The sequence below is a fragment of the Ectopseudomonas oleovorans genome (assembly GCF_029845265.1).
GTDB classification, from domain to species: Bacteria; Pseudomonadota; Gammaproteobacteria; order Pseudomonadales; family Pseudomonadaceae; genus Aquipseudomonas; species Aquipseudomonas oleovorans.
This window is the reverse complement of sequence record NZ_JAOCLK010000013.1, coordinates 81,804-105,957: the sequence shown is the minus strand read 5'-3', so window position 1 is coordinate 105,957 and position 24,154 is coordinate 81,804. Positions and strand designations below refer to the sequence as shown.

General features: G+C 66.0%; 26 protein-coding genes and 1 pseudogene. 14 read left to right on the top strand and 13 right to left on the bottom strand.

The window, feature by feature from the left end; translation table 11 throughout:
- From N5J71_RS09465 to N5J71_RS09425, 9 genes are all read right to left on the bottom strand, one after another.
- The coding region (locus N5J71_RS09465) for a glutaredoxin family protein (RefSeq protein WP_279916758.1) at window positions 1–130 on the bottom strand (130 nt) is incomplete at its 3' end.
- A 10-nt stretch (window positions 131–140) separates the two neighbouring features.
- A complete protein-coding gene (gene copM / locus N5J71_RS09460; RefSeq protein ID WP_279916756.1) occupies window positions 141–839 on the bottom strand; it encodes a CopM family metallochaperone in 699 nt (232 codons plus the stop codon).
- A 224-nt stretch (window positions 840–1,063) separates the two neighbouring features.
- The gene (locus N5J71_RS09455) at window positions 1,064–2,260 is read right to left on the bottom strand and encodes an MFS transporter (protein ID WP_008786732.1); all 1,197 of its coding nucleotides are present in this window, start codon (window positions 2,258–2,260) and stop codon (window positions 1,064–1,066) included.
- Window positions 2,261–2,351: 91 nt separating this feature from the next.
- A complete protein-coding gene (locus N5J71_RS09450; protein ID WP_019396549.1) occupies window positions 2,352–2,744 on the bottom strand; it encodes a MerR family transcriptional regulator in 393 nt (130 codons plus the stop codon).
- Window positions 2,745–2,794: 50 nt separating this feature from the next.
- On the bottom strand, window positions 2,795–4,300 hold the full coding sequence (locus N5J71_RS09445) for an efflux transporter outer membrane subunit (protein ID WP_008786734.1): 1,506 nt from the start codon (window positions 4,298–4,300) through the stop codon (window positions 2,795–2,797).
- Between the two features lie 20 nt (window positions 4,301–4,320).
- Window positions 4,321–7,497, bottom strand: coding sequence for an efflux RND transporter permease subunit (locus tag N5J71_RS09440; protein ID WP_008786735.1), 3,177 nt, complete (start codon window positions 7,495–7,497; stop codon window positions 4,321–4,323).
- On the bottom strand, window positions 7,494–8,732 hold the full coding sequence (locus N5J71_RS09435) for an efflux RND transporter periplasmic adaptor subunit (RefSeq protein ID WP_021162752.1): 1,239 nt from the start codon (window positions 8,730–8,732) through the stop codon (window positions 7,494–7,496). Before N5J71_RS09435 ends, N5J71_RS09440 begins: the two co-directional genes overlap by 4 nt.
- A 424-nt stretch (window positions 8,733–9,156) precedes the next feature.
- Window positions 9,157–9,534 carry an ArsR/SmtB family transcription factor gene (locus tag N5J71_RS09430; RefSeq protein ID WP_008786737.1) on the bottom strand — a complete coding sequence of 126 codons (378 nt, stop codon included), beginning with the start codon at window positions 9,532–9,534 and terminating at the stop codon, window positions 9,157–9,159.
- Window positions 9,535–9,577: 43 nt separating this feature from the next.
- A complete protein-coding gene (locus N5J71_RS09425) occupies window positions 9,578–10,675 on the bottom strand; it encodes a cation diffusion facilitator family transporter (RefSeq protein ID WP_008786738.1) in 1,098 nt (365 codons plus the stop codon).
- A gap of 224 nt (window positions 10,676–10,899) precedes the next feature.
- On the opposite strand from N5J71_RS09425, the gene N5J71_RS09420 reads away from it, so the two are divergent.
- Window positions 10,900–11,157, top strand: coding sequence for a metal-sensing transcriptional repressor (locus N5J71_RS09420; protein WP_019396551.1), 258 nt, complete (start codon window positions 10,900–10,902; stop codon window positions 11,155–11,157).
- Window positions 11,158–11,166: 9 nt separating this feature from the next.
- On the top strand, window positions 11,167–12,477 hold the full coding sequence (locus N5J71_RS09415) for an MFS transporter (RefSeq protein WP_008786740.1): 1,311 nt from the start codon (window positions 11,167–11,169) through the stop codon (window positions 12,475–12,477).
- Between the two features lie 38 nt (window positions 12,478–12,515).
- Here N5J71_RS09415 and N5J71_RS09410 read toward each other — a convergent pair whose 3' ends face one another.
- The gene (locus tag N5J71_RS09410; protein ID WP_008786741.1) at window positions 12,516–12,872 is read right to left on the bottom strand and encodes an ArsR/SmtB family transcription factor; all 357 of its coding nucleotides are present in this window, start codon (window positions 12,870–12,872) and stop codon (window positions 12,516–12,518) included.
- A 238-nt stretch (window positions 12,873–13,110) separates the two neighbouring features.
- On the opposite strand from N5J71_RS09410, the gene N5J71_RS09405 reads away from it, so the two are divergent.
- The 4 genes from N5J71_RS09405 to N5J71_RS09390 all read left to right on the top strand — a co-directional run bounded on the left by N5J71_RS09405 (window position 13,111) and on the right by N5J71_RS09390 (window position 17,432).
- Window positions 13,111–15,606: a heavy metal translocating P-type ATPase gene (locus N5J71_RS09405; protein ID WP_008786742.1), complete on the top strand. Its 2,496-nt coding sequence runs from the start codon at window positions 13,111–13,113 to the stop codon at window positions 15,604–15,606.
- A 15-nt stretch (window positions 15,607–15,621) separates the two neighbouring features.
- Window positions 15,622–16,101 (top strand): Cu(I)-responsive transcriptional regulator, encoded by a 480-nt coding sequence (cueR, locus tag N5J71_RS09400; RefSeq protein ID WP_008786743.1) that lies wholly within the window; start codon window positions 15,622–15,624, stop codon window positions 16,099–16,101.
- A 16-nt stretch (window positions 16,102–16,117) separates the two neighbouring features.
- Window positions 16,118–16,456: an ISC system 2Fe-2S type ferredoxin gene (fdx, locus tag N5J71_RS09395; RefSeq protein ID WP_008786744.1), complete on the top strand. Its 339-nt coding sequence runs from the start codon at window positions 16,118–16,120 to the stop codon at window positions 16,454–16,456.
- Window positions 16,457–16,673: 217 nt separating this feature from the next.
- On the top strand, window positions 16,674–17,432 hold the full coding sequence (locus N5J71_RS09390) for a MauE/DoxX family redox-associated membrane protein (protein WP_008786745.1): 759 nt from the start codon (window positions 16,674–16,676) through the stop codon (window positions 17,430–17,432).
- 74 nt (window positions 17,433–17,506) lie between these two features.
- On the opposite strand, the gene N5J71_RS09385 is transcribed toward N5J71_RS09390, so the two are convergent.
- Window positions 17,507–17,701, bottom strand: a complete 195-nt coding sequence (locus tag N5J71_RS09385; RefSeq protein WP_003821167.1) for a heavy-metal-associated domain-containing protein — start codon at window positions 17,699–17,701, stop codon at window positions 17,507–17,509.
- 57 nt (window positions 17,702–17,758) lie between these two features.
- Window positions 17,759–18,133 carry an Lrp/AsnC family transcriptional regulator gene (locus N5J71_RS09380; protein ID WP_008786746.1) on the bottom strand — a complete coding sequence of 125 codons (375 nt, stop codon included), beginning with the start codon at window positions 18,131–18,133 and terminating at the stop codon, window positions 17,759–17,761.
- Between N5J71_RS09380 and N5J71_RS09375 the strand changes: the two are divergent.
- The 3 genes and pseudogenes from N5J71_RS09375 to N5J71_RS09365 form a co-directional block, all read left to right on the top strand.
- Window positions 18,090–18,248, top strand: a pseudogene (locus N5J71_RS09375) (4-hydroxyphenylpyruvate dioxygenase); the annotation flags it as partial. The gene N5J71_RS09380 and the pseudogene N5J71_RS09375 overlap by 44 nt on opposite strands.
- A 286-nt stretch (window positions 18,249–18,534) precedes the next feature.
- Window positions 18,535–19,479: a LysR family transcriptional regulator gene (locus tag N5J71_RS09370; protein WP_008786747.1), complete on the top strand. Its 945-nt coding sequence runs from the start codon at window positions 18,535–18,537 to the stop codon at window positions 19,477–19,479.
- Complete coding sequence (locus tag N5J71_RS09365; protein WP_008786748.1) at window positions 19,476–19,754, top strand: EexN family lipoprotein; 279 nt, start codon at window positions 19,476–19,478, stop codon at window positions 19,752–19,754. The genes N5J71_RS09370 and N5J71_RS09365 overlap by 4 nt, the downstream gene beginning before the upstream one ends.
- On the opposite strand, the gene N5J71_RS09360 is transcribed toward N5J71_RS09365, so the two are convergent.
- Complete coding sequence (locus N5J71_RS09360) at window positions 19,744–19,995, bottom strand: hypothetical protein (protein ID WP_124014400.1); 252 nt, start codon at window positions 19,993–19,995, stop codon at window positions 19,744–19,746. The genes N5J71_RS09365 and N5J71_RS09360 overlap by 11 nt on opposite strands.
- Between N5J71_RS09360 and N5J71_RS09355 the strand changes: the two genes are divergently transcribed.
- From N5J71_RS09355 to N5J71_RS09335, 5 genes are read left to right on the top strand one after another with little or no spacing between them, the layout of a single operon-like run.
- Window positions 19,990–21,993: a conjugal transfer protein TraG gene (locus tag N5J71_RS09355; RefSeq protein WP_019396555.1), complete on the top strand. Its 2,004-nt coding sequence runs from the start codon at window positions 19,990–19,992 to the stop codon at window positions 21,991–21,993. The two genes, N5J71_RS09360 and N5J71_RS09355, sit on opposite strands and share 6 nt — an antisense overlap.
- A complete protein-coding gene (locus N5J71_RS09350; RefSeq protein WP_008786751.1) occupies window positions 21,990–22,454 on the top strand; it encodes a CopG family transcriptional regulator in 465 nt (154 codons plus the stop codon). Before N5J71_RS09355 ends, N5J71_RS09350 begins: the two co-directional genes overlap by 4 nt.
- Entirely contained in the window at window positions 22,451–23,503 is a 1,053-nt protein-coding gene (gene trbB / locus N5J71_RS09345; RefSeq protein ID WP_008786752.1) for a P-type conjugative transfer ATPase TrbB, read from the top strand. The genes N5J71_RS09350 and trbB overlap by 4 nt, the downstream gene beginning before the upstream one ends.
- Window positions 23,500–23,883 carry a TrbC/VirB2 family type IV secretion system protein gene (locus N5J71_RS09340; RefSeq protein WP_008786753.1) on the top strand — a complete coding sequence of 128 codons (384 nt, stop codon included), beginning with the start codon at window positions 23,500–23,502 and terminating at the stop codon, window positions 23,881–23,883. The genes trbB and N5J71_RS09340 overlap by 4 nt, the downstream gene beginning before the upstream one ends.
- The gene (locus N5J71_RS09335; protein WP_008786754.1) at window positions 23,880–24,152 is read left to right on the top strand and encodes a VirB3 family type IV secretion system protein; all 273 of its coding nucleotides are present in this window, start codon (window positions 23,880–23,882) and stop codon (window positions 24,150–24,152) included. Before N5J71_RS09340 ends, N5J71_RS09335 begins: the two co-directional genes overlap by 4 nt.
- The last annotated feature ends 2 nt before the right edge of the window (window positions 24,153–24,154 follow it).

The window sequence follows — 24,154 nt, the reverse complement described above, 5'->3', positions numbered from 1 at the left end:
TCTTCGGGTCGGTCAGGTCGCGTTCTTCAAACACGATGCTCTGCTGGGACAGCCACTCCTTCAGCACCCGACAGTCCGGGCAGGCTGGAGTGCTATAGATGATGATGCGCGGGGTGCTGGCTTGGTTCATGGTCGTGCCTTCACTTTCCCCGAGCGGCAAGCCAGCTCTTCATCATGGCGATCTCTCCTTCCTGCGCAGAGATAACCTCCTGAGCCAACTCGCGGACCTCCGGGTCCTTGCCGTACTGCAACGCCACCTTGGCCATGTCGATCGCGCCCTGGTGATGCGGGATCATGCCGCGCATAAAGTCCACATCGGCATCGCCGCTGAAGTCAATCATCATGTCGGCGTGCATGCGGTCATTGCCGGCACGGTAGGCGGTCGTCGAGGCGTCGCCCGAGCTGCCGGTCGCCGCCTGTTGGCCGCGTTCTCCAAGCCACTTATTCATCATGGCGATCTCGCCTTCCTGCGCAGAGATAACCTCCTCAGCCAACTTGCGGACCTCCGGGTCCTTGCCGTACTGCAACGCCACCTTGGCCATGTCGATCGCGCCCTGGTGGTGCGGGATCATGCCGCGCATGAAATCGACGTCGGCGTTGCCAGTGAACTGCGCTCCCATCCCCGCGTGCATCTGGTCGTTCACGGCGCGATACGCGGTCGTGGAAGGGCTGTCATTGGCCGAGGCGCTGGAGGGCATCGCGTGCCCTTGGTGATCTCCGCTCGCATTGGCCTGCATCACTTCACCCGACGGGACCACCTTCTTCTGAACGGCCATCAGGCCGATGGCGACCACGATGGCGCCCGCAATGAACAACAGGCTGAACTTGTTGACTCTCATGAAAAACTCCTTGAATGAGATTGATGGAGTCACTGTAGGGCTTCCCATTGTTGGAAGGTCAAGCCCCTCATTTCGCCGTTGATGCCGATGAAGACCCTCGGCGCAAGATCCAGTCCTTCACTTCCGCCGCCTACGACAACGCGCTGTCGAAGCTGCAGCGGTGGAAGCAGGTGATGTAGCGCCTGAGGCGACCGCTAGATGGAACACCTCCCGCATCGGCCCGATCAGCCCGGACCTAGCCGCACCGGCTTTCGCGCGGTCTGCCACAGCAGCGGCACCAAGATCAGCGCCAGGGCCGGGAAGATCATCCAGTTGACCGCCTGCCAGCCCGAGCTGTGCAGGATCGATCCCGCGAGGAACGACACGGCCGCCGTGGCGGCGAAGACGAAGAAATCGTTCATGCCCTGCGCCTTGCTGCGCTCGGCCGGGGTGTGGCAATCGGTGACCACCGCCGTCGCGCCGATGAAGCTGAAGTTCCAGCCGATGCCCAGCAGCGCCAGCGAGCCCCAGAAGTGGGACAGGCCGAGCCCGCCCAGGGCCACCACCCCGGAGGCGGCGAGCAGCACCATGCCCACGGCGGTCACGCGCTCCTTGCCGTAGCGCACCATCAGCCGCCCAGTGAAGAAGCTCGGCCCGAACATCGCCAGCAGGTGCCACTGGATGCCCAGGGCGGCGTTGTCCACCGAATGCCCGTGGTTGACCATCGCCACCGGCGCGGCGGTCATCACGAACGCCATCACCCCATAGGACACCACGCCCGCGGCCACGGCCAGCGCGTAGCGCGGCATCGCCAGGAGCTGCAGCACCGTGCGGCCGCTGTCGGCGGCGGCTTCGGCCGGGGTCTGGCGCGGCGTGCGCAGCATCAGCAAGATCGGCAGGGCGATCAGCGGCAGCAGCGCCTGGCTGAGGAAGCTGCCGACGTAGGGCGTGCCCGCTACCGCGTCGCGCGTGAAGATCACCAACTGCGGCCCGATGATGGCACCCGCGAGACCCCCCACCATTACCCAGGAAATCGCCTTGGCCTTGAGCGCGTCCTCGGCGGTGTCGGCGGCTGCGAAGCGGTAGCTCTGCACATACGCGCCGTAGAAGCCCGCCAGGAAGGTGCCGGCGCAGAAGATCCAGAACGAGGCCAGCATGATGCCCAGCGCGGCGATCAGGCCCGAGGCCACGCCGAAGCCGACCCCGACCACGTATCCGTTGCGGCGGCCATGGCGCCGCATGATGAACGCCGCAGGCAAGGTGCCGATGGCAAGACCCAGGCCGAACAGGCTCACGGGCAAGGTGATCCAGGCCGAGTCCTTGGCAAGCTGCTGGCCGACCAGCCCGCCCAGCGACATCACGATGGGCGCGCTGGCGCCACCGAGCGCCTGCGCGGCGGTGAGAACGCCGATGTTTCGGCGCGTGATGCTCTGGTCGGTCATGGGCGGTCTTTCTTGTTCGTTTGTCTGGCCGGAAATATTACACGCATGAATATATGTTCAGTTATCCGACCATGATTCGGCCATGCGATGCTCATGAACCGCCGCAACCTGGTCGCTCCTCGCAAATCTCCCGAGCGGCAGAAGGAACAGCCTGCCGTTCCAATGCGAGCAGGTGCTCTTTCACCCGGGTCAGTTGCGCCATGCGTTCCTCGACATAGGCGAGATGGTCCCGGACAGCCTGCGTCAGCAGCTCGGGTTCCGGGGACTCGCGATGCGTCCAGCCCAGCAAGTTGCGCATGTCATCCAGGCCGATGCCCGACGCGCGGTAGTTGCGAATCAGGTAAAGCCGCTCGACATGGGCCGGGCCATAGCGCCGGTAGTTGTTGCGGGACCGCTCGGGAGCGGGCAGCAGGCCCTCCCGTTCGTAGAACCTGATGTTCTCAGGGGGCGTGCCGGTCAAGCGCGCGAGTTCACCAATCCTCATCCAGCTCTCCGCGCGCAGCGATGGGGGACGCCACCGCTGCGCGCCGGCCCTCATCCCGGCGACCGGGCGGACTGCTGCGCCGTGGCGCCCGATTGCACCGTGTGCTCAGTCCAGCCGCCGCCCAGCGCCTTGTACAGATGGATGAGGTTGTTCAGCCGCGTCAGGCGCGTGCGCACCAGGGTCTGCTGCGTGCCGTAATGCGTGCGCTGCGCGTCGAGTACAGTGAGGTTGTCGTCCACGCCCTCCTGGAAGCGCTGCTCGGCCAGCTCGTAGGCCTTCTGGCTGGCCGCCACCAGGAGCTGCTCCGCGCGGATCTGCTCATCGAGCGTGCGCTTGCCCGCCAGGCCGTCGGCCACCTCGGCGAAGGCCGCCTGGATGGACTTCTCGTAGTTGGCGATCTCGATGCGCTTCTGTACGTGCGCCACGTCCAGGTTGGCGCGCAGCGCGCCGCCGCGGAAGATGGGCAGCGTGATCTGCGGCAGGAAGCTCCAGGCCCGCGAGCCCGAATCGAACAGGCCGTCCAGCGAAGCGCTGGCCGTGCCCGCCGAGCCCGTAAGGCTGATCGTCGGGAAGAACGCGGCCCGCGCCGCGCCGATGTTGGCGTTGGCGCCGATCAGCATCTGCTCGGCGGCGCGGATGTCCGGCCGGCGCGCGAGCAGTTCGGACGGCAGGCCGCTCGGCAGGCCGGTCGGCACGATGTCGTCCGGCAGCGCCATGGCCTCGTCAAGCTGCCGGGACAGCTCCGGCGTCAGCGGCTGGCCCAACAGCAGCACCAGCGCGTTGCGGTCCTTGGCCGCCTGCCGTGTGTAGGCGGCATGGTTGGCCTCGGCGGTGCGCAACGCGATCTCTGCGCGGCGCAGGTCGAGCTGCGTGGAGTTGCCCGCTTCCACCAGTTGGGTGGTCAGCCCGTAGGAGCGCTTCTGCGTGGCGAGGGTGTCGCTCGTCAGGCGCAGCAGTTCCTGGTCGGCACGCAGCGTGAGGTAGGCGCTGGCCACCTCGGACACCAGGCTCATCTGCGTGGCGATGCGGGTCTCGTCGAGGGCCAGGTAGGACGCCAGCGCCCGGTCGCTGAGGCTGCGGATGCGGCCCCACAGGTCCAGTTCCCAGGCGGCCGTCACCCCGGCCACGTCGTAGCGCCGGAGCACGTCGCTTTGCCCCGTGGTGCTGAGGTCGGCCGGTACGCGCTCTGACGCGCCGCGGGCGGAAACGCCCAGGTTCGGCAGCATCTCGGCACGCTGGATACGGTACAGCGCCTGAGCCGCCTCCACGTTGAGCGCGGCCTTGCGCATGTCGCGGTTGTTCTCCAGTGAAATGCCGATCAACTGCTGCAGCAGCGGGTCGCGGAAGAAGTCCCGCCAGCCGATCTCGGCCGTGATCGCGTCGTCGGGCGTCGCGGCCGCCGGTTCCACATAGGCCGCGCCCAAGGGATAAGCCGTGTCGATCGGCGCTGCGGGCCGGTCATACTTCGGTGCCATGGAGCAGCCAGTCAACGCCGCCGCGAGGGCGAGCGGCGCCAGCGTCCTGGCGGGTCGTGTGAATGCGAAAGATGTTTTCATGTCGTATGTCCTCCTGGCCGTCATGCGTGCTGGTCGGTCATGCCGACACGGGCATGGCGCGCTTCGCGGCGCAGCGCCAGCTTGCGCACCACGACGTAGAACACCGGCGTCAGCACCAGGCCGAATACCGTCACGCCCAGCATGCCGGCGAACACCGCGATGCCCATGGCGTGGCGCATCTCGGCGCCCGCACCGCTGGCCAGCACCAGCGGCACCACGCCAGCGATGAAGGCGAACGACGTCATCAGGATCGGGCGCAGCCGCAAGCGCGCGGCTTCGAGCACGGCTGCCAGCGGATCGGCCCCTTCGCTTTCCTTCGCGCGGGCGAACTCCACGATCAGGATCGCGTTCTTGGCGGCCAGGCCGATCAGCACCACGAAACCGATCTGCGTGAAGATGTTGTTGTCCCCCCCAGAGAGCCAGACGCCGGCGATCGCCGAGAGCAGCGCCATGGGTGCAATCAGCAGCACAGCGAACGGCAGCGACCAACTGTTGTACTGGGCCGCCAGGAACAGGAAGGCGAGCAGCACCGCCAGCGCGAAGATATAGATAGCAGTATTGCCAACTCGCTTTTCCTGGAAAGTCAGGTCCGTCCATTCGTAGGTCATACCGTCAGGCAGCGATTCGCTCACGATCTTCTCAATCGCGGCGGTGGCCTGGCCGGATGAGTAGCCCGGCGCTGGCCCGCCGCTGATGTCCGCCGAGGGGAAGCCGTTGTAATGCATCACCCGGTCGGGGCCGGAACTGCGCTCGATGGTCGCGAACGCGCTCAGCGGGATCATGTCGCCCGCTGCATTGCGCACCTTGAGCATGCCTATGTCCTCAGCCTGCATGCGGAACTGCGCATCGGCTTGGGCCATTACCCGGTAGGTGCGACCGAAGCGGTTGAAGTCGTTGACGTAGAGCGAGCCAAGGTTGACCTGCAGGGTGTCGAACACCTCGGTCAGCGACACGCCCTGCGACTTGGCCTTCACCCGGTCGATGTCCACCTGCAACTGCGGCGCATTGGTCTGGAAGCTGGCGAGCATGTTCGCCAGCTCGGGCGCCTGCATGGCCTTGCCCATGATCTGGCCCTGTGCTTGTGCAAGCGCCTCGGGACCCAGGCCCGCCCGGTCCTCGATCTGCAGCTTAAAGCCGCCCATAGAACCCAGGCCCGGCACCGGCGGCGGCGGGAAGATGCCGACGAAGCCGTCCGGGATCTGGCTGAACTTGCCCATGAGCTTGCCCTGGATGGCGAAGGCCGACAGCGACGGGTCCTTGCGCTCATCGAAGGGCTTGAGCATGGCGAACATCAGCGCGGTGTTCGGCTGGTTCACCGGTCCATTGACCGACAGGCCCGGGAAGGCCACCACGCTCTCGACGCCCGGCTCAGCCAGTGCGATCTTGGTCATCTCCTTGACGACCGCCTCGGTGCGATCCAGCGAGGCGCCGGTCGGAAGCTGGGCGATGCCCACGAGGTAGTACTTGTCCTGGGCGGGCACGAAGCCCGCAGGCACCTTGTGGAAGCCCAGCCAGGTCAGGCCCAGGAAGCCGACGTAGAGCAGCAGCACGATGGCGCTGCCGCGCACCGCGCGGCGCACGCCCCCGACGTAGGAATTCGAGGCGCGGTCGAAGAAGCGGTTGAAGCGGCGGAAGAAGCCGCCGAACACGCCGTCGATGATGCGCGTGACGCGATCGGGCTTGGCCGCGCCGTGGTGCGGCTTGAGCAGGATGGCGGCCAGCGCTGGCGACAGCGTAAGCGAGTTGATCGCCGACAGGATGGTCGAGAACGCGATGGTTAGCGCGAACTGGCGATAGAACTCGCCCTGCAGCCCCGACAGGAACGCCGAGGGGATGAAGACCGCTGCCAGCACCGAGGTGATGGCCAGGATCGGGCCAGTCACTTCATCCATCGCCTTGCGCGCCGCGTCCTTGGGTGATTCGCCCAGCGCTATGTGGCGCTCCACGTTCTCCACCACCACGATGGCGTCATCCACCACGATGCCGATGGACAGCACCAGTCCGAACAGCGACAGTGTGTTCAGCGAGAAACCGAACATGTGCATCACCGCGAACGTGCCGACCAGCGAGACCGGCACGGCGATCAGCGGGATGATCGACGCGCGCCAGGATTGCAGGAACAGCACCACCACGATCACCACCAGGAAGATGGCCTCCAGCAGCGTGACGGCGACGGACTGGAGCGAGGCGCGCACGAAGACCGTGGGGTCGTAGGCGATCCTATACTCAATGCCGTCGGGGAACTTAGCTTGAAGTCGGTCCATTGCCGCGCGCACCGCGCTAGACACATCCAGCGCGTTCGCGCCCGGGCTCTGGATGATCTGTATCCCCACCGCCGGCTCGCCATTGAGCAGGCTGCGCAAAGAGTAGGAATCGGCCCCCATCGAGATGCGGGCGACATCCCGCAGGCGAGTTACCTGGCCGTCGGCGCCCGTCTTCACGACGATCTCGCCGAATTGCTCCTCGCTCGACAGTCGGCCCAGAGTGTTGACCGTGACCTGGAACGCCGCCGAGGCATCCGGCTGCTGACCAACCGAACCAGCGGCAACCTGTATGTTCTGCTCGCGGATGGCGGCAACCACGTCGCTCGCGATCAGCCCACGAGCAGCGACCTTGGCGGGTTCGAGCCAGACCCGCATCGAATACTCCCCGGCGCCCCAGACTAGGACATCGCCGACGCCTGGCGTACGAGCCAGCTCATCCTTCACATGAAGTGTGGCGTAGTTGGAGACGTACAGCGGATCATATCGACCTCCAGGCGAAAGCAAATGCACCACCATGAGAACGTCCGGCGACGTTTTCTCGGTGACAACACCGATGCGCTGAACTTCAGGCGGTAGGCGCGGCAACGCCCGCGAGACCCGGTTTTGCACCTGGATCTGCGCAATGTCGGCGTTGATATGCTGCTCGAAGGAGACGGTGAGCACCATTTTCCCGTCGGTGGACATCTGAGACTGCATGTACATCATGCCTTCTACGCCGTTGATCGCCTGCTCCAGCGGTGATGCCACGGTATCGGCGATCACTTGCGGGTTGGCACCGGGATAGCTAGCGGTGACCTGCACCGTGGGAGGCGTGACCTGCGGGTATTCGCTCAGCGGCAGCTGGAAGTAGCTGATCGCGCCCGCGATCAGCATCAGCACCGACAGGACGATGGCGAAGATGGGCCGGTTGATGAAGAAGCGGGGGAAATTCATTTGCGGGCCTCCGCCGAGCCGGCCGCGCCGTCAGCCTTGGCGGGGTCCGCGCCGGCGGCCGGTGCCGCGGGCGGCTGCATGGGCACCATGCGCGGCGTGACCGCCATGCCGGGGCGCACGAGGCCCTTGATGATGATCTTCTCACCGGCCTGCAGGCTGCCGTTGATGACGCGCAGCCCGTCCACCACCGGCCCCAGTTCGATGGGCCGGTACTGGGCCTGGTTGTTCTCGCCCACGACCAGCACGTAGTTGCGCCCTTGGTCGGTGCCCACGGCCTGATCGTCGATCAGGACGGCCTCGCGCGCCGCGCCGGTGGACAGCTTGACCCGGGCGAACATGCCGGGTGCCATGCGCCCATCCGGGTTGGGCACAACGGCGCGCGCGCGGATCGTGCCGGTGCTTCGGTCAATGGTGTTGCCCACGAAGTCGAGCGCGCCCCTGTGCGGGAAACCCTTGTCCGTGGTCAGCCCGACCTGCACGGGCAGCGAGGCCTTGCCGCCGGCGCCCGCAGCGGGCCGCGAGCGGCTCACGACGTTGAGGTACGTGGCTTCGTCGATGTCGAAGTACACGTGCAGCGGGTCGATGGACACGATCGTGGTCAGCAGCGTGGCCGCGCCGGCGACACCGCCGCTGACCAGGTTGCCCTCGGTCACGAGCACGCGGTCAACGCGCCCGGCGATGGGCGCCGTGACGCGGGCGTAGGACAGATCCAGCCGCGCCGCAGCGACGGCGGCCTTGGCCGCTTGCACCTGGGCCTGGCGCGCACTGCGCGCGGAGACGGCATCGTCGTAGGTCTTGCGCGCGACAGCGCCGGTCGCCACCAGGCGCTCGGCGCGGTCGAAGTCGGCCTGGGCCTGACTGGCCAGCACCTCGGCCTGTTGCAGTTGCGCCGCAGCCGTGTCGAGCGTGACCTGGAACGGTCGGGGGTCGATCTGGAACAGCAGTTGTCCCTTGCGCACCAGGCTGCCCTCGGGGACGCTCACAGCATCGACGGCGCCGCCGACCCGCGAGCGCAGCTCGACGGTCTTGGGCGCGGCCAGGAAGCCGGTGTACTCGGCCGATGGCGCGACCGTGCGGGTGATGACCTCGGCCACGGGCACCTGCGGCGCCATCGGCGCGCCCGCCGGGGGCGCCGCGGCCTTGCCCTCGTCCTTGGCGTCGCGGGCGGCAATCGCTATGCCCCCGACGGCTGCGATGACGCCTGCCACCACAACGATTCTGATTTTTTTACGCATGGAAGTGCCCCTTTCTTGGATGCAGGACTCCGGCCCTTCCGAAGCGCTCTGCAGAAATTTGTGTGGAGGCTAGGCGTTACAACGAAGGCAAGGTCAAGCCCTTTGGGTTGCCCTAGCGGGCAGGCTGCATGGACAAGGTGGTGGGAAAACCCCGCGTCGTCGCTGTGGCCACTCCGACATCCAGCTCACGAGTGCCGTTGTGCGGTTGAACCGGTCGGTCTTGTGGGTGATTGCGAGCGCGGGAGGCTCAGGCGTCCAAGCTGCCGCCGCCCATTGCTGTGCCTGCGCGGCATCCCGGCGCCCAGGCAGGGCCCGCGATTCAGGGTGTTGCGCCCAGGCCGCATCGAGGACGTCCTTGAGGCTAACCGGCGGCGTGGGTACCGGCGCCTCGCAACCTGCCATTCGCCTGGGTGCTTGGGCCTGGTCAGTCGTCGGCTTTGTCCTCGGAAATGTGGACCGCCATGTCCTGCAGCACCTGGCTGACGTGCTGGTCCGCGATGCTGTAGAAGATGTGCTTGGCTTGGCGTTCGCCGCGCACGAGGCGCGCACCGCGCAGCAGCCGCAGGTGATGGCTGACCAGAGACTGCGACAGGTCGAGCGCTTCGGCGATGTCCCCCACGGCGACCGAGCCATGCATGCACTGCAGCAGGATCTTCAATCGCGATTGGTCGCCCAGCAGGCGGAAGGTCTCGGCCAGAACAGCGACGTCACTTTGCGACATTGCGAGGGCATCGGTCGCCGCGTCGTGGCTGGTGGTCGAGCATTGCGCGGTGTCGGCGCTGGTGGTTTTGCGGGACGTCATGGATGCAAATCCTCAAGTGGAGTGCGAGCCGGCTCGCGCGGCCTCAATGCCTGTGACCAGGAGCGGAATGGTCGTGGTCATGGCCGTGGCTGTGCCCGCCGCCATGCTTGTGATTGCCATGATCATGGCCGCTGTGGTCGTGCCCGCTGTGGTCATGACCGCTGTGATCGTGGCCGCTGTGGTCCTGACGCTCCGACGTGGGCTGCAAGCTGCAGACGTTCTCGTCGGTGCCCGAGTTCCAGTCGATCCCGACCGTGGCGTGTTCGATGCTGAATTGCTCTCGAAGCACCGCTTCGACGCGCTTGACCACGGCGCGTGCTTCCTCGTCCACGTTGGGGCGAACGTGCAGCGTGGCCATCGTGCGCCCGGAGGTGAGCTGCCACACGTGAACGTGGCTGACGGCCGCCAGGCCCGGCACGGCGCCCATCAGGCCTTGCTCCACCTTCTCCGGCGAAGCATCCTCCGGCGCGCCTTCCAGCAGGATGTGGATCGACTTGGCGAGCAGCTTCCATGCGCTGCGCAGGATCAGCGCCGCGACCAGGACCGACAGGATGGGATCGATCGGCGTCCAGCCCGTGAGGTAGATGACGATCGCAGCGACGATGGCGCCGACCGAGCCGAGCAGGTCGCCCATCACGTGCAGGATGGCCCCCTTCACGTTGACGTGATCGGTCTCTCCGCGGGTCATGATCCACAGCACGAGCACGTTCACCAGCAGGCCGAGCACGGCGACGATCATCATCGGGCCGGCCAGGATCACGGGCGGCGCCTGCAGCCGCTCCCACGCCTCGTAGGCGATCCAAGCGACGATCGCGAACAGGGTCACGGCGTTCAGGAAACCGGCGATGACCTCGAAGCGCAGGTAGCCGAAGGTGCGCTTGCTGTCGGCCGCGCGGCGGCCGAACCGGAATGCTGCGTAGGCCAGTGCGAGCGCCGCGGCGTCGGTCAGCATGTGGCCCGCGTCGGCCAGCAAGGCCAGCGAGCCCGACAGCACGCCTCCGACGGCCTCCACGACCATGAAGCCGAAGATCAGGAAAAAGGACAGCAGGACCTTGCGCTCGTTGGCGCTGGTCACGGTCGGGGTGTGGTCATGATCATGGTCGTGATCGTGACCATGGTCATGTGCGTGGGATTGGGACATGGGGCCTCGGGAAACTGGGTCTTTGACTGTGGCTCAAAATATAACACATGAACATGTTTTCATGTGAATTGTTGTACACATTTGTGTTCGCGTCTCACCACGGCCGGGATGCCGCTCCGGGCAATTGCCTTAGCCTGGCTCGGCGACCATTCCCCCCGCCTGGCAAGCAGCCGTTGATCTAACATCCAGTGGCAGTATCCCCCCTGGGGGGATATGATTTCAGCATGGAAGACATGCATAAGCACACCACCCATCCCGACCTGGTGAAGCGGCTCAAGCGCGCCGAGGGGCATCTGCGGCACGTCATCGGGATGATCGAAGGGGGAGAAACCTGCCTCGACATCGCCCGCCAGCTCGCGGCGGTGGAAAGCGCGGTGACGGCGGCCAAGCGCGTCCTGATCCACGACCACATCGACCACTGCCTGTCCCATGACGAGGACTCCGTTCTGACCGAAATGAAGGCGCTGACCAAACTGCTCTGAGGCCGTCCGATGCTCTCCGTCCTGAATAACCGCACCTACCGCCACCTGTTCACCGCCCAGGTGATCGCGCTCGTCGGCACCGGCCTGATGACGGTGGCGCTCGGCCTGCTGGCCTACGAGCTGGCCGGCGCGGATGCAGGCGCGGTGCTCGGGACGGCGCTGGCCATCAAGATGCTGGCCTACGCGGGGGTCGCGCCGGTCGCGCAGGCCTTCGCCGACCGGCTCCCGCGGCGCTCGCTGCTCGTGGCGCTGGACCTCGTGCGAGCGGCCGTCGCGCTGTGCCTGCCCTTCGTCACCGAGGTCTGGCAGATCTACCTGCTGATCTTCGTTCTGCAGGCGGCATCCGCCGGCTTCACGCCGACCTTCCAGGCCACCATCCCGGACATCCTTCCCGACGAAGAGGACTACACGAAGGCGCTGTCGCTGTCCCGGCTGGCCTACGACCTGGAAAGCCTGATTTCCCCGATGCTGGCCGCCGCGCTGCTGACCGTCATCAGCTTTCACAACCTGTTCGCGGGAACGGTGCTCGGTTTCCTCGTTTCAGCCGCTCTCGTGGTCAGCGTGCGGTTGCCCACGTCCGTCCCCGGCCCGCGCCGCGGCATCTGGGAGCGAACGACGCGCGGCACGCGCATCTACCTCGCCACGCCTCGCCTGCGGGGCCTGCTGGCGATCAGCCTGGCCGTCTCGGCGGCCGGCGCGATGGTGATCGTGAACACGGTGGTGCTCGTGAAGGCGCGTTTCGGCCTGGGCGAAGTCGAGGTGGCGTGGGCACTGGCGGCGTTCGGAGGCGGCTCGATGGTGGCCGCCTTCGTCTTGCCGTCCCTACTGGAGAAAGTAGCCGACCGACCCGCGATGCTCACCGGCGCCGCTGTCCTCGTCGTGGGCACGGCGATCGGCGCACTGCTGCCGAGCTATGCGCTGTTGCTGCCGCTGTGGCTGGTGATCGGCTTTGGCTACAGCGTGGCGCAGACGCCATCCGGCCGTCTTCTGCGCCGCTCGGCCCACGCCGAGGACCGTCCAGCGATCTTCGCGGCCCACTTCGCGCTGTCGCACGCCTGCTGGCTCATCTGCTACCCGCTGGCCGGACGCTTCGGCGCGGCCATGGGGCTGCAATCGACGTTCGTCGTCATGTCCTTGATCGGCCTAGCTGGCGTGGCGCTGGCGCTTCGGCTGTGGCCGGCCAGCGACCCGTCGGACTTGGCCCATGACCATCCGAACCTGTCGGCGGATCACCCCCACTTGCGTCAGCACGCGAACCAAGGCGGGCACCATCACGTGCTGGTCGTGGATGACTTGCACCGGATCTGGCCGAAAGGATAGGCCTCACGGGACGCGGTAAGGGCTGTTTCGCACCAAGGCTAGTCGTCGCTGTTGTCCTCAACGATGTGGATGGCCATGTCCAGCAGCACCTGGCTCACGTGCTTGTCCGCTACCTCATAGAAGATCTGCTTGGACTGGCGCGCGCCCTTGACCAGACGGGCTCCACGCAACAGTCGAAGGTGATGGCTGACCAACGACTGCGAGAGTTCGACGGCTTCCGCGATGTCGCTTACCGACGTGGACCCCTTCATGCAGCACAGCATGACCTTGAGCCGCGACGGATCGCCCAGGAGCCGGAAAGTCTCGGCCAGGATGGTCACGTCATTCTGTGACAGGGAGGCCAGATCGGTGCTTGGGCCCTTCGGTGGGGCACTGGCTGGTTTGCGTGGAGTCATCTCTCAAAAATTCCTACCCTCGAACGGCTGTTCGTGCCCTTCAGGATCAACGAGGCTGCGACCGCTTGAGCGCGCGCACAGCCCGGGACCAGGGCGAGCCTGGCGACCAAGGCCCCTCGTTTCCCCCGTGCGCCGGGCCATTTCTGAAACCTCACAGTACCCGAAAAAAGCGCTTGACCTTCCCACGATGGTAAACCCTAAGCTCCCCCATGTCGAATATCAACTATGGGAAACAACCATGAGCATGCCAATAACGAGTGATGCTCGTGCCACCGCAGCAGCGATCAGCCTACCCATCGAGGGCATGACCTGCGCGAGCTGCGTCGGCCGAGTCGAGGCCGCCCTGGCCAAGGTGCCGGGCGTGGACAGCGTGTCCGTCAATCTCGCCACCGAGCGGGCGGACATCCGCCTGGCCAGTCCTGTCGATCGCATCGCGTTGATCCAGGCGGTCGAGAAGGTCGGCTACGACGTGCCGGCTGGCACCGTCGAACTGGCGGTCGAGGGCATGACCTGCGCCTCCTGCGTGGGCCGCGTCGAGAAGGCACTCAAGGCCGTGCCCGGCGTCACCGAGGCCACGGTCAACCTCGCGACCGAGCGTGCCACCGTGCGCGGCGTGGCCGCCGTGGCGGACCTGATCGCGGCCATCGAGAAGGTCGGCTACGAGGCCAACCCGGTGGATACCGGCGCGCAGGCCGACGAGGAAGCCGCCGAGAAGAAGGACGCCGAGCGCGCCGAACTCAAGCGCGACCTGACCCTGGCCGCCGTGCTGGCGCTGCCTGTGTTCGTGCTCGAAATGGGCTCGCACATGATTCCCGGCATGCATGAGTGGGTGGCTTCCACCATCGGCATCCAGCAGAGTTGGTATCTGCAGTTCGTGCTGACCCTGCTGGTGCTCGCCATTCCGGGCTGGCGCTTCTACGAGAAGGGCTTCCCGGCGCTGTTCCGCCTGGGTCCCGACATGAACTCGCTGGTCGCGGTCGGCACGGCCGCAGCCTTCGGCTATTCGATGGTCGCCACATTCGCGCCCAGTCTGCTGCCGGCCGGCACGGTGAACGTGTACTACGAGGCGGCCGCCGTCATCGTGGCGCTGATCCTGCTGGGCCGCTTTCTTGAGGCACGGGCCAAGGGCCGCACCTCCGAGGCCATCAAGCGCCTGGTCGGCCTGCAGGCCAAGGAGGCGCACGTGCTGCGCGACGGCCGCATCGTGGACATCCCGATCAACGACGTGGCGCAGGGCGACATCGTGGAAGTGCGCCCCGGCGAGCGCGTGCCGGTCGATGGTGAAGTGACCGAGGGCCGCAGCTTCGTGGACGAGTCGATGATCACCGGCGAGCCGATTCCCGTCGAAAAGGCGGAAGGCAGCACCGTGGTCGGCGGCACCGTCAACCAGAAGGGTGCGCTGACGCTGCGTGCCACCGCCGTGGGCGGTCAGACCATGCTGGCGCAGATCATCCGCATGGTCGAGCAGGCGCAAGGTTCCAAGCTGCCGATCCAGGCCGTGGTGGACAAGGTGACACTGTGGTTCGTGCCCGCCGTCATGCTGGCCGCCGTGCTGACCTTCCTGGTCTGGCTGGTGTTCGGCCCGTCGCCCGCGCTGTCCTTCGCGCTGGTCAATGCCGTGGCGGTGCTGATCATTGCCTGCCCGTGCGCCATGGGTCTGGCGACGCCGACCTCCATCATGGTCGGCACGGGCCGGGGCGCCGAGATGGGCGTACTGTTCCGCAAGGGTGAAGCCCTGCAACTGCTCAAGGACGCCAAGGTGGTGGCCGTGGACAAGACCGGCACGCTGACCGAGGGCCGCCCGGTCCTGACCGACCTGGAGATTGCCGACGGCTTTGACCGCAACCAGGTGCTGGCGAAGGTCGCCTCTGTCGAATCGCGCTCGGAGCATCCGATCGCACGCGCCATCGTCGAGTCGGCCGTGGAAGGTGGCATCGCGCTGCCGACGATGACAGACTTCGATTCGGTCACGGGCATGGGCGTGCGCGCCACCGTGGACGGCGCGCGTGTCGAGGTCGGTGCCGATCGCTTCATGCGTGAGCTGGGGTTGGACGTGAGCGGCTTCGCTCGCACGGCCGAGCGCCTGGGCAATGAGGGCAAGTCGCCGCTGTACGCCGCGATCGACGGCCGACTGGCCGCCATCATCGCGGTGGCCGATCCGATCAAGTCCAGCACGCCCGCGGCCATTGCCGCGCTGCACCAGCTCGGCCTGAAGGTGGCGATGATCACTGGCGACAACGCGCGTACCGCGCAGGCCATCGCCAAGCAACTGGGCATCGACGAGGTGGTGGCCGAAGTGCTGCCCGAGGGCAAGGTCGAAGCCGTGCGCCGCTTAAAGGCCACCCACGGCCAGATCGCCTACGTGGGTGACGGCATCAACGATGCGCCGGCGCTGGCCGAGGCCGACGTGGGCCTGGCGATCGGCACCGGCACCGACGTGGCGGTGGAGTCGGCCGACGTGGTGCTGATGTCCGGCAACCTGCAGGGTGTGCCCAACGCCATCGCGCTGTCCAAGGCCACCATCGGCAACATCCGCCAGAACCTGTTCTGGGCGTTTGGCTACAACACGGCCCTGATCCCGGTGGCCGCTGGCGTCCTATACCCCGCATACGGTGTGCTGCTGTCGCCGATCTTCGCGGCCGGAGCGATGGCGCTGTCCAGCGTGTTCGTGCTCGGCAACGCGCTGCGCCTGCGCCGCTTCCAGCCGCCGCTGGCGGCGGATACCGCTCATTGAGAAAGGAGGAACACCATGAACATCGGTGAAGCATCCAAGGCCTCGAAGGTCTCGGCCAAGATGATCCGCTACTACGAGCAGATCGGCTTGATTCCCCCGGCCGACCGGAACGATTCGGGCTACCGCGCCTATAGCCAGGACGACGTACACCGGCTGCACTTCATCCGGCGTGCGCGCGACCTCGGCTTCTCGGTGGCCGAGATCACGGACCTGCTGGGACTGTGGAACGACAAGTCGCGCCGGAGTGCCGACGTCAAGCGCCTGGCGCAGCAGCACATCTCCGAGCTGGACCGGCGCATCGCGAGCATGTTGGAGATGGCCGAGACGCTCAAGGCGCTGATCCGGTGCTGCGCCGGCGACGAACGGCCCGACTGCCCGATCCTGCACACGCTGGAGCAACTCGATACCAGCGACGACGAGCCCGAAGCGCGCACCGGCGCCGTGCCACGGCGTGCAAGTGGCAACGCAGCGGCAAAGAAGCCGCGTGCGCACTGAGCAGCCGGGAGAGACCATGCCCAAGATCACCGTCTTGCCCCATCCTGAACTGGCGCCCGAGGGCGCCGAGCTGAACGTGCCGGTCGGCACCTCGATCTGCGAGGCGCTGCTAGACAACGGCATCGAGATCGAACATGCCTGCGACATGAGCTGTGCCTGCACGACCTGCCACTGCATCGTGCGCAAGGGATTCGATTCCCTCAACGAGGTCGAGGAGTGCGAGGACGACCTGCTTGACCGGGCCTGGGGGCTAGAGGCGCAATCGCGCCTGAGCTGCCAGGCCATCGTGGCGAACGAGGACCTGACCGTCGAGATCCCGAAGTACACGATCAACCATGCCAAGGAGAACCACTAGGACCCAGCGTGCCGCCGCGGGCGCGCCGGCCTGCGGCGGGGTTGCTCTGGCAGACGGAGGACTGACGGCGTTGCAGCCTGACGACCGCCCCGGGAGCCAGATGCCTACACCCCCTTGCACCACCGCCGGTTAGGCTGGAAATGTCGTCAAAGTCCTTCAATCCGTGATAGTCGGCGCTGCGGCCGGCCCATGAAAAGTCCCACAGGAGAAGTCCAGCATGTCTGCGCCCAAACAAGCCACGCTCTACCGGATGGTCATGCCCGGCCATACCTGCCCCTACGGGCTGAAGTCGCTCGATCTGCTCAACCGCAAGGGCTACGAGGTCGAGGACAAACACTTGGCGAGCCGCGAGCAGACGGATGCGTTCAAGAAGGAGCATGGCGTCGAGACCACGCCCCAGGTCTTCATAAACGGGCGGCGCGTGGGCGGCTACGACGACCTGCGCAAATTCTTCGGCATGTCCGTGAAGGACAAGAACGCCGTGACCTACACCCCTGTGATCGCGCTGTTCGCCATGGCGGCCGCGATGGCGCTGGCGGCGAGCTGGGCGGCCTTCGGCCAGCTCTGGAGCATTCAGGCGGCAGAGTGGTTCGTGGCCTTTGCCATGTGTCTCCTGGCGCTGCAGAAGCTCAAGGACGTGGACGGCTTCGCGACGATGTTCCTCAACTACGACCTGCTGGCCAAGCGCTGGGTTCGGTATGCCTATTTCTACCCGTTCGCGGAGGCCATCGCAGGCGTCCTGATGGTCGCGGGCGTGGGGATGTGGGTGTCGATTCCGTTGGCGCTGTTCATCGGGACCGTCGGGGCCGTGTCGGTTTTCAAGGCGGTCTATGTCGATCGCCGGGAACTCAAGTGCGCCTGTGTGGGCGGGGACAGCAACGTGCCGCTGGGCTTCGTGTCCCTGACCGAGAACCTGATGATGGTGGCGATGGCCCTGTGGATGTGGGCCAAGGTCGCCTACCTTGGGATGCACTGAGCGCCGCGCCAGGTACGGCGCAGCGCACGTGCTCGCATCGGCCGTCCTGTGTGCAGGCCGGCCACGACGCGGTGTTACTGCGCGCGCGGCGGGAAGCCAGCTTCGCTCAGGGCCGCGGCGATCTGCTCTTGCGAGGCCGAGGTCTGGACCTCGACACGGCGGGTCGGCGGGTCCGTGACGATCTTGGCGTTGGGGTCGATCGTTTGGATCGTTTTCGTAACGGTGCGGGCGCAGCCGCCGCAGGTCATGTCTTCGAGATGGAATTGCATGGAAAACTCCTTTCGGGTTGGGGTGTTTGAAGTCTGGTCCTTGCCACGGTTGGAAGGTCAAGCGCTATTTGCATCCCCGCTACACCAATCGGCCGAATGCTCATAGGGCAAGGCCGTGGTGCTCTTTACCCGATCCAGCACGAAGCTTGTCTTGCAGTCCTGCACGCTGGGGTGCTTGAGCAGCGTGTCGAGCACGAAGCGAGAGTAGTGAGCCATGTTCCTGACGACCACCCGCAGCAGATAGTCCATGTCGCCGGTCAGCGCATGGCATTCCACGACCTCCGGCCATTTCTGGACCGACGCGCGGAACACGTCCATGGGATTGCGCTTGTGCGAGTCGGAGTGCTTTTCGAGACGCACGTTCAGGTAGGCCGTGAGCGTGAGGCCGATCTTCTCCGAGCCGCTGCTCGGCCCGGTGTTCTTCGAGTTCATCGAGCGCAAGGGCAACTACCGCGAGGGCTTCGGCGAAGGTAACTTCGGTGCCTTGTTCGAGTCGATGGAGCGCGACCAGATCAACCGCGGCGCGCTGGAAATCAACCCAGCCTGATTCGGGCTTTCCCCCTGAAGGCATAGCACCTTCCGCATCTCGCGAGCCCCGGTGGGGCTCGCACTATTTTGGCAAGCGGCCTCCACGATGCCCATTGGCCCTCGTGCAGCTTGCACCATTCATCTCCTCACAATCGAACATCACCACGGCACGGTGCAGGCTTCTTTGACTAATATATGAACACATGTATAATTGTTTATTCAATATTTGGCCTCAGCTCGACTGGTGCTACAGCAGGCGTGCATCTCGTCCCCCGAATCAACATGGATCATGGAAGGACAAGACTATGGAACTTCGTCACTTGCGCTGCTTCATTGCGGTTGCTGAGGAACTCCATTTCGCCCGCGCTGCCGAGCGGCTGCACATCGAGCAGTCTCCACTGTCACGGGCCATCAAGGAACTGGAAGAAGAACTGGGCGTGATGCTGTTTGCCCGCACCACGCGCAGCACTCGGCTGACCCGTGCGGGCGAGCTGTTTCTGGAGCACGTGCGCCGCGTGCTCTCCGCCTTGGAGCAGGCACGCGATAGCGTGAAAGCGGCAGCAAACGGTTTTCATGGCCAGTTGCGCGTGGCATTGTCCGACGGCATCACGCCGTCGCGCCTTTCTGCGTTGCTCGTACTTTGCCGCCAGGAAGAACCCGAGGTCGAAATCCGGTTCTTCGAGGTGCCCCTATCGCAACAGATCAAGGGGCTGCATAGCGATCTGTATGACGTAGGGTTTGCTCAATCCGACGAAGTGGGCGACGGTATCGTCGCCACGCCCGCATGGAGCGATGCGCTGATGGTGGCCGTGCCAGCTCGGCATCCGCTTCTGGCCCACAAGCGCATCCCCTTGGATGAGTTGCTTCGCTATCCACTGGTTCTGTGCGATCCACAGGCATGTGAGGGCCATGCCAAGCAAGTTGAACGGGTGTTGCGCCGTGCGGATGTGGAGCCACTGATTGCAGAGAGGGTTTCGTCCACCGACCTGATGATGGCCCTAGTCTCGGCCGGTTTTGCGCTCGGCCTAGCAGGCAGTGCACACATTGCCGCCAGCCGTGAGCCGGGTGTAGTGGCCCGGCCGCTAGCTTCGCGCGTGTCGCCCCTCACGACCTATCTGTTGCGGCTGGACGGAGATCCGTCCGACGAGTTGGCGCGGTTTATTGAGCGCGCACAGGCCATCGAACAGCCGGAAACCCCCAGGCCCATACGAGGCCGTAATCCCGATCACCCGGAGGAACTGACGCCATGAAGAAGATCATCCCATTCTTGCTGGTTGCCGTGTTGACTGCCTGCGGCCAGTCCGATGGGCCACAGAAGTCCGCCGGTTCCGCAGCCAACATCCCGACAGTGGAAGAGCTGGCGGCCAACCCCGAACGGCTCAAGGAACTGCGCCAGCAGTGCAAGACCGACCGCCCCAAGCTGGGCGACGTGTTGTGCAACCGGGTGGCCGAGGCCACGCGCAAGCGGTTCTATGGCGACGGGGAAACGCCCTACACACCGCCGAAGGAGCCGCCTAAGTTTTGATCGTGGCCGCTTCGCCACGAATATTGGATTTCCTGACCGACACGCCGCAACGCGCCTGCGCTTGCGACGTTTTTCGTTGGCTCGCCACCGCGCTAATTCTTTCTTTTTGCTCGATCTTTCTGCTTAAAACGGTCTTTGACCGGCACTGACGCGGCACCGATCCTGACGCCTCCGGCACGTCCTTGTGCCGCTTTTTCCATGAGGAATCGGCGCAGGAGAAATCGGAGGCCAGGTCATGCAAGGGACGAACGTGCTGTTCGGTCAGATCGCCGTGGTATTCGGCATCGTGATCGCCGGAGTGTGGGGTGCCACACAATGGACAGCAGCAGCCCTTGGCTATCAAGTACGCCTTGGCTCGCCCTGGTTCGATCTTCTTGGCACGCCGATCTATCACCCGTGGAAGCTGTTTGAGTGGTGGTTTTCTTACGGCGCCTATACCCCGGAAATCTTCGACACCGGCGGAGCCATCGCTGGCAGCAGTGGCATGGTCGCCGTGGCCGTCGCCATTGCCATGTCGGTCTGGCGCTCGCGGCAGGCACGCCTTGTCACGACCTACGGATCGGCCCGCTGGGCGAACGCGCATGACATTCGCAAGGCGGGCCTCACGCAGCCAGAGGGCGTGTTCCTCGGCCAGCACGACCGCCAGTACCTGCGCCATGAGGGGCCAGAGCATGTCCTGACGTTCGCACCCACGCGCTCGGGCAAGGGCGTCGGCCTGGTGGTGCCGACGCTGCTTTCTTGGCCCGCGTCCGCCGTCATCCACGACATCAAGGGCGAGAACTGGCAGATCACCGCAGGCTGGCGCTCGCGCTTCTCGCATTGCCTGCTGTTCAACCCCACGGATGCGAAGTCGGCGGCCTACAACCCGCTGCTGGAGGTGCGGCGCGGCGCGCATGAAGTGCGCGACGTGCAGAACATCGCGGACATTCTGGTCGATCCCGAAGGCGCGCTGGAGAAGCGCAACCATTGGGAAAAGACCAGCCACGCGCTGCTGGTCGGCGCGATCCTGCATGTGCTCTACGCGGGCGAAGACAAGACGCTGCGCGGCGTCGCCAACTTCCTCAGCGACCCGGCCAGCCCGTTCGAGCTGACCTTGCATCGAATGATGACCACGCCCCACTTGGGCGAGGGGCCGCATCCGGTAGTCGCGTCGGCGGCGCGTGAAGTGCTCAACAAGTCGGACAACGAGCGTTCCGGCGTGTTAAGCACCGCCATGTCGTTCCTAGGCCTGTACCGCGATCCCACGGTGGCCGAAGTCACCTCGCGCTGTGACTGGCGCATCGCCGACCTGATCGCGGCCGAGCATCCGGTGTCGCTGTACCTGGTGGTGCCGCCTTCGGACATATCGCGCACCAAACCGCTCATCCGCCTGATCCTCAACCAGATCGGGCGACGCCTCACCGAATCGCTGGACGGCAGCGACGGCATCGAACGCCGCCACAAGCTGCTGCTGATGCTCGACGAGTTCCCGGCCCTGGGTCGGCTCGACTTCTTCGAGACAGCCTTGGCCTTCATGGCGGGCTACGGCATCCGCAGCTTCCTCATCGCGCAGTCACTCAACCAGATCGACAAGGCGTATGGACAGAACCATTCCATTCTCGACAACTGCCACGTCAGGGTGACGTTCGCCACCAACGACGAACGCACCGCCAAGCGCATTTCCGAGACGCTGGGCACTGCGACCGAGCTGCGCGCGCAACGCAACTACGCGGGCCACCGGCTCGCGCCGTGGCTGGGCCACCTCATGGTGTCGCGCCAGGAGACGGCCCGCCCGCTGCTGACGCCGGGCGAGGTGATGCAGCTTCCGCCGGACGATGCCGTAGTGATGGTGTCCAGCATGGCGCCGATCAAGGCCCGGAAGCTGCGCTACTACGCCGACGCCAATTTCAAGCAGCGCGTGCTGCCGCCGCCCGAGCTGGCGGACGGCCGGTACGCCGACGCGCCGCCACTGCGCCCCGACGACTGGAGTGGCCTGGCGATTCCTGCCGTGCCTGCCGCGCCTGCGGCCGATGCCGCCGAAGGCTTCCGGGCGTCGGCCGACGACGGCGGCCCGCGCCGTCAGCCCGAGCTAACTGAGGCCGTCGCCTACGACCCCGAGCTGGCCGCGCCCGCGGCCGACCTCGGCCTGCTCGATGACGACGACGACCTGCCGCTTCCCCTTCCTCGCCAGCTTGATCCGGCCATGCAGCGCACGGCCCGGCTGGCGTCCCTCGACCCCAACGACGGAATCGAGCTATGAGCCACTATCGCCTGAACCTCTTTATCCAGCCCGAGCACGCCCAGCGGCTCGATGAACTGGCCGCCAAGAAAGGCGTGTCCAAGTCCAGCATCGTCGCCGCTGCCTTGGCGTCCTGGCTGTCGCCGGACGCGGCCGACCAGCGCGAGGCGGCCATCGCCAAGCGCCTTGATCGCCTCTCGCGCCAGGCCGAGCGAATGGAGCGCGACCAGAGCATCGCCATCGAGACGCTGGCGCTGTTCATCCGCTACTACCTGACCGTCAGCACGCCGGTTCCCGAGGCGCACCAAGAGGCGGCCCGCGCCTTGGGCAAGGCGCGTTTCGAGCAGTTCACCGAGCAGCTTGGCCGCCACCTGATGCGTGGGCGCAGCCTGGTGCGCGACGTGGTGGAGGAATTGCATCCCGATTCGGTGCGGATGGAGGACGCGGCGGCAGCCGCCGATGCGCAGGAGCGTGCGTCATGAGCGCCGTTTCCCAATCCATGAGTGCCACGTCGCTCGACCGGCGCATCCAGATGCTGCGCACGGCAATGGGGCCGCTGATCGCCACCGCGCTCGAAGACCCCGACGTGGTGGAAATCATGCTCAACCCTGACCGCACCCTTTGGGTGGATCGCCTGTCGTCGGGCCGCGCGCCTATGGGCGTGGAGCTGCCCGAAGCCGATGGCGAGCGAATCATCCGCCTGGTCGCGGCCCACGTCGGCGCGGAGGTGCATCGCGGCCAGCCGCTGCTGTCCGCCGAACTGCCCGAAACCGGTGAACGCTTCGAGGGCATCCTGCCGCCAGCCGCGCCGGGGCCGGCCTTCGCGCTGCGCAAGCGCACCATCGGCGTGATCCCGCTGGAGCGGTACGTCGTGGACGGAATGATGACCGCCGCCCAGGCGGGCTTTTTGGTGCGCGCCGTGCGCGAGCGCCAGAACGTCCTGATCGCGGGGGCCACCAGCAGCGGCAAGACGACCTTGGCGAACGCGCTGCTGGCCGAGATAGCTGCCACGGGCGACCGCGTGCTGGTGCTCGAAGACACGGTGGAGCTGCAATGCGCGGCCCGCGACCACGTTCCGCTGCGCACGCGCTCCGGCGTGGTGTCCATGACCGAGCTGGTGCGCTCGTCCATGCGCCTGCGACCTGATCGCGTCGTCGTCGGCGAGGTACGCGGTGCCGAGGCGCTGGATCTCATCAAGGTGTGGGGCACCGGCCACCCCGGCGGCGTCGCCACGATCCACGCCGGCTCCGCGCTGGGCGCGTTGCTGCGCCTGGAGCAACTGATTCTCGAAGTGGCGGTGAATCCGCCGCGTGCGCTGATCGCCGAGGCGGTCAACGTGGTGATCCAGATCGCCGGGCGCGGACGCAAGCGCCGCATCGAGAACATCGCCCGCATCGTCGGCTTCGACGGCGTGGGCTACCAACTGGTGGACGCGCTGGAAACGCCGTTTCCCGAGCTGCCGCCGATCCCTGATGCCGCACCCGCTGCGGCGACTTCCTCGTCCCCTGACCAACCTGGAGAACTGCTATGACGCAGATGACCATTCCTGCTTTCCGTGTTTCCGTAAATCCGGCTTTGCGCCTTGCACGGCTGCGCTGCCTGGCCCGCCCTGCGGGGCGAGGACTGCTGCTGGCCGCGCTGTTGCTGTTCCTGGCCGGCACCGCGCAGGCCGCTGGTTCCTCGATGCCCTGGGAAGGCCCGTTGCAGTCGATCTTGGAGTCGATTCAGGGGCCGGTGGCGCGCATCGTCGCGGTCATCATCATCATTGCCACGGGCCTCGCGCTCGCCTTCGGCGACACGTCGGGCGGCTTTCGCAAGCTGATCCAGATCGTGTTCGGCCTGTCCATCGCGTTCGCGGCTTCGAGCTTCTTCCTGTCGTTCTTTTCGTTCTCGGGCGGGGCTGTCGTATGAGCGGCCCGGATAGCTTCGCGGCCGGGTTCGAGGTGCCTTTGCATCGCTCGCTCACCGAGCCGATCTTGCTGGGCGGCGCACCGCGCACCGTGGCGATTGCCAACGGCACGCTGGCCGCCGCCGTCGGGCTGGGCCTGCAACTGTGGATTCCTGGCGTGGTGCTCTGGATCGTCGGCCATTCGCTGGCGGTATGGGGTGCGCGCGTCGATCCGCAGTTCATGGCCGTGTTCGCCCGGCACATCAAGCACCGCCCGCTGCTGGACGTGTGAGG

What these genes read in the sequence shown, in the direction of transcription:
- copM (WP_279916756.1), bottom strand. Translation starts at nt 839, where the DNA reads ATGAGAGTCAACAAGTTCAGCCTGTTGTTCATTGCGGGCGCCATCGTG.
- N5J71_RS09455 (WP_008786732.1), bottom strand. Translation starts at nt 2,260, where the DNA reads ATGACCGACCAGAGCATCACGCGCCGAAACATCGGCGTTCTCACCGCC.
- N5J71_RS09450 (WP_019396549.1), bottom strand. Translation starts at nt 2,744, where the DNA reads ATGAGGATTGGTGAACTCGCGCGCTTGACCGGCACGCCCCCTGAGAAC.
- N5J71_RS09445 (WP_008786734.1), bottom strand. Translation starts at nt 4,300, where the DNA reads ATGAAAACATCTTTCGCATTCACACGACCCGCCAGGACGCTGGCGCCG.
- N5J71_RS09440 (WP_008786735.1), bottom strand. Translation starts at nt 7,497, where the DNA reads ATGAATTTCCCCCGCTTCTTCATCAACCGGCCCATCTTCGCCATCGTC.
- N5J71_RS09435 (WP_021162752.1), bottom strand. Translation starts at nt 8,732, where the DNA reads ATGCGTAAAAAAATCAGAATCGTTGTGGTGGCAGGCGTCATCGCAGCC.
- N5J71_RS09430 (WP_008786737.1), bottom strand. Translation starts at nt 9,534, where the DNA reads ATGACGTCCCGCAAAACCACCAGCGCCGACACCGCGCAATGCTCGACC.
- N5J71_RS09425 (WP_008786738.1), bottom strand. Translation starts at nt 10,675, where the DNA reads ATGTCCCAATCCCACGCACATGACCATGGTCACGATCACGACCATGAT.
- N5J71_RS09420 (WP_019396551.1), top strand. Translation starts at nt 10,900, where the DNA reads ATGGAAGACATGCATAAGCACACCACCCATCCCGACCTGGTGAAGCGG.
- N5J71_RS09415 (WP_008786740.1), top strand. Translation starts at nt 11,167, where the DNA reads ATGCTCTCCGTCCTGAATAACCGCACCTACCGCCACCTGTTCACCGCC.
- N5J71_RS09410 (WP_008786741.1), bottom strand. Translation starts at nt 12,872, where the DNA reads ATGACTCCACGCAAACCAGCCAGTGCCCCACCGAAGGGCCCAAGCACC.
- N5J71_RS09405 (WP_008786742.1), top strand. Translation starts at nt 13,111, where the DNA reads ATGAGCATGCCAATAACGAGTGATGCTCGTGCCACCGCAGCAGCGATC.
- cueR (WP_008786743.1), top strand. Translation starts at nt 15,622, where the DNA reads ATGAACATCGGTGAAGCATCCAAGGCCTCGAAGGTCTCGGCCAAGATG.
- fdx (WP_008786744.1), top strand. Translation starts at nt 16,118, where the DNA reads ATGCCCAAGATCACCGTCTTGCCCCATCCTGAACTGGCGCCCGAGGGC.
- N5J71_RS09390 (WP_008786745.1), top strand. Translation starts at nt 16,674, where the DNA reads ATGTCTGCGCCCAAACAAGCCACGCTCTACCGGATGGTCATGCCCGGC.
- N5J71_RS09385 (WP_003821167.1), bottom strand. Translation starts at nt 17,701, where the DNA reads ATGCAATTCCATCTCGAAGACATGACCTGCGGCGGCTGCGCCCGCACC.
- N5J71_RS09380 (WP_008786746.1), bottom strand. Translation starts at nt 18,133, where the DNA reads ATGAACTCGAAGAACACCGGGCCGAGCAGCGGCTCGGAGAAGATCGGC.
- N5J71_RS09370 (WP_008786747.1), top strand. Translation starts at nt 18,535, where the DNA reads ATGGAACTTCGTCACTTGCGCTGCTTCATTGCGGTTGCTGAGGAACTC.
- N5J71_RS09365 (WP_008786748.1), top strand. Translation starts at nt 19,476, where the DNA reads ATGAAGAAGATCATCCCATTCTTGCTGGTTGCCGTGTTGACTGCCTGC.
- N5J71_RS09355 (WP_019396555.1), top strand. Translation starts at nt 19,990, where the DNA reads ATGCAAGGGACGAACGTGCTGTTCGGTCAGATCGCCGTGGTATTCGGC.
- N5J71_RS09350 (WP_008786751.1), top strand. Translation starts at nt 21,990, where the DNA reads ATGAGCCACTATCGCCTGAACCTCTTTATCCAGCCCGAGCACGCCCAG.
- trbB (WP_008786752.1), top strand. Translation starts at nt 22,451, where the DNA reads ATGAGCGCCGTTTCCCAATCCATGAGTGCCACGTCGCTCGACCGGCGC.
- N5J71_RS09340 (WP_008786753.1), top strand. Translation starts at nt 23,500, where the DNA reads ATGACGCAGATGACCATTCCTGCTTTCCGTGTTTCCGTAAATCCGGCT.
- N5J71_RS09335 (WP_008786754.1), top strand. Translation starts at nt 23,880, where the DNA reads ATGAGCGGCCCGGATAGCTTCGCGGCCGGGTTCGAGGTGCCTTTGCAT.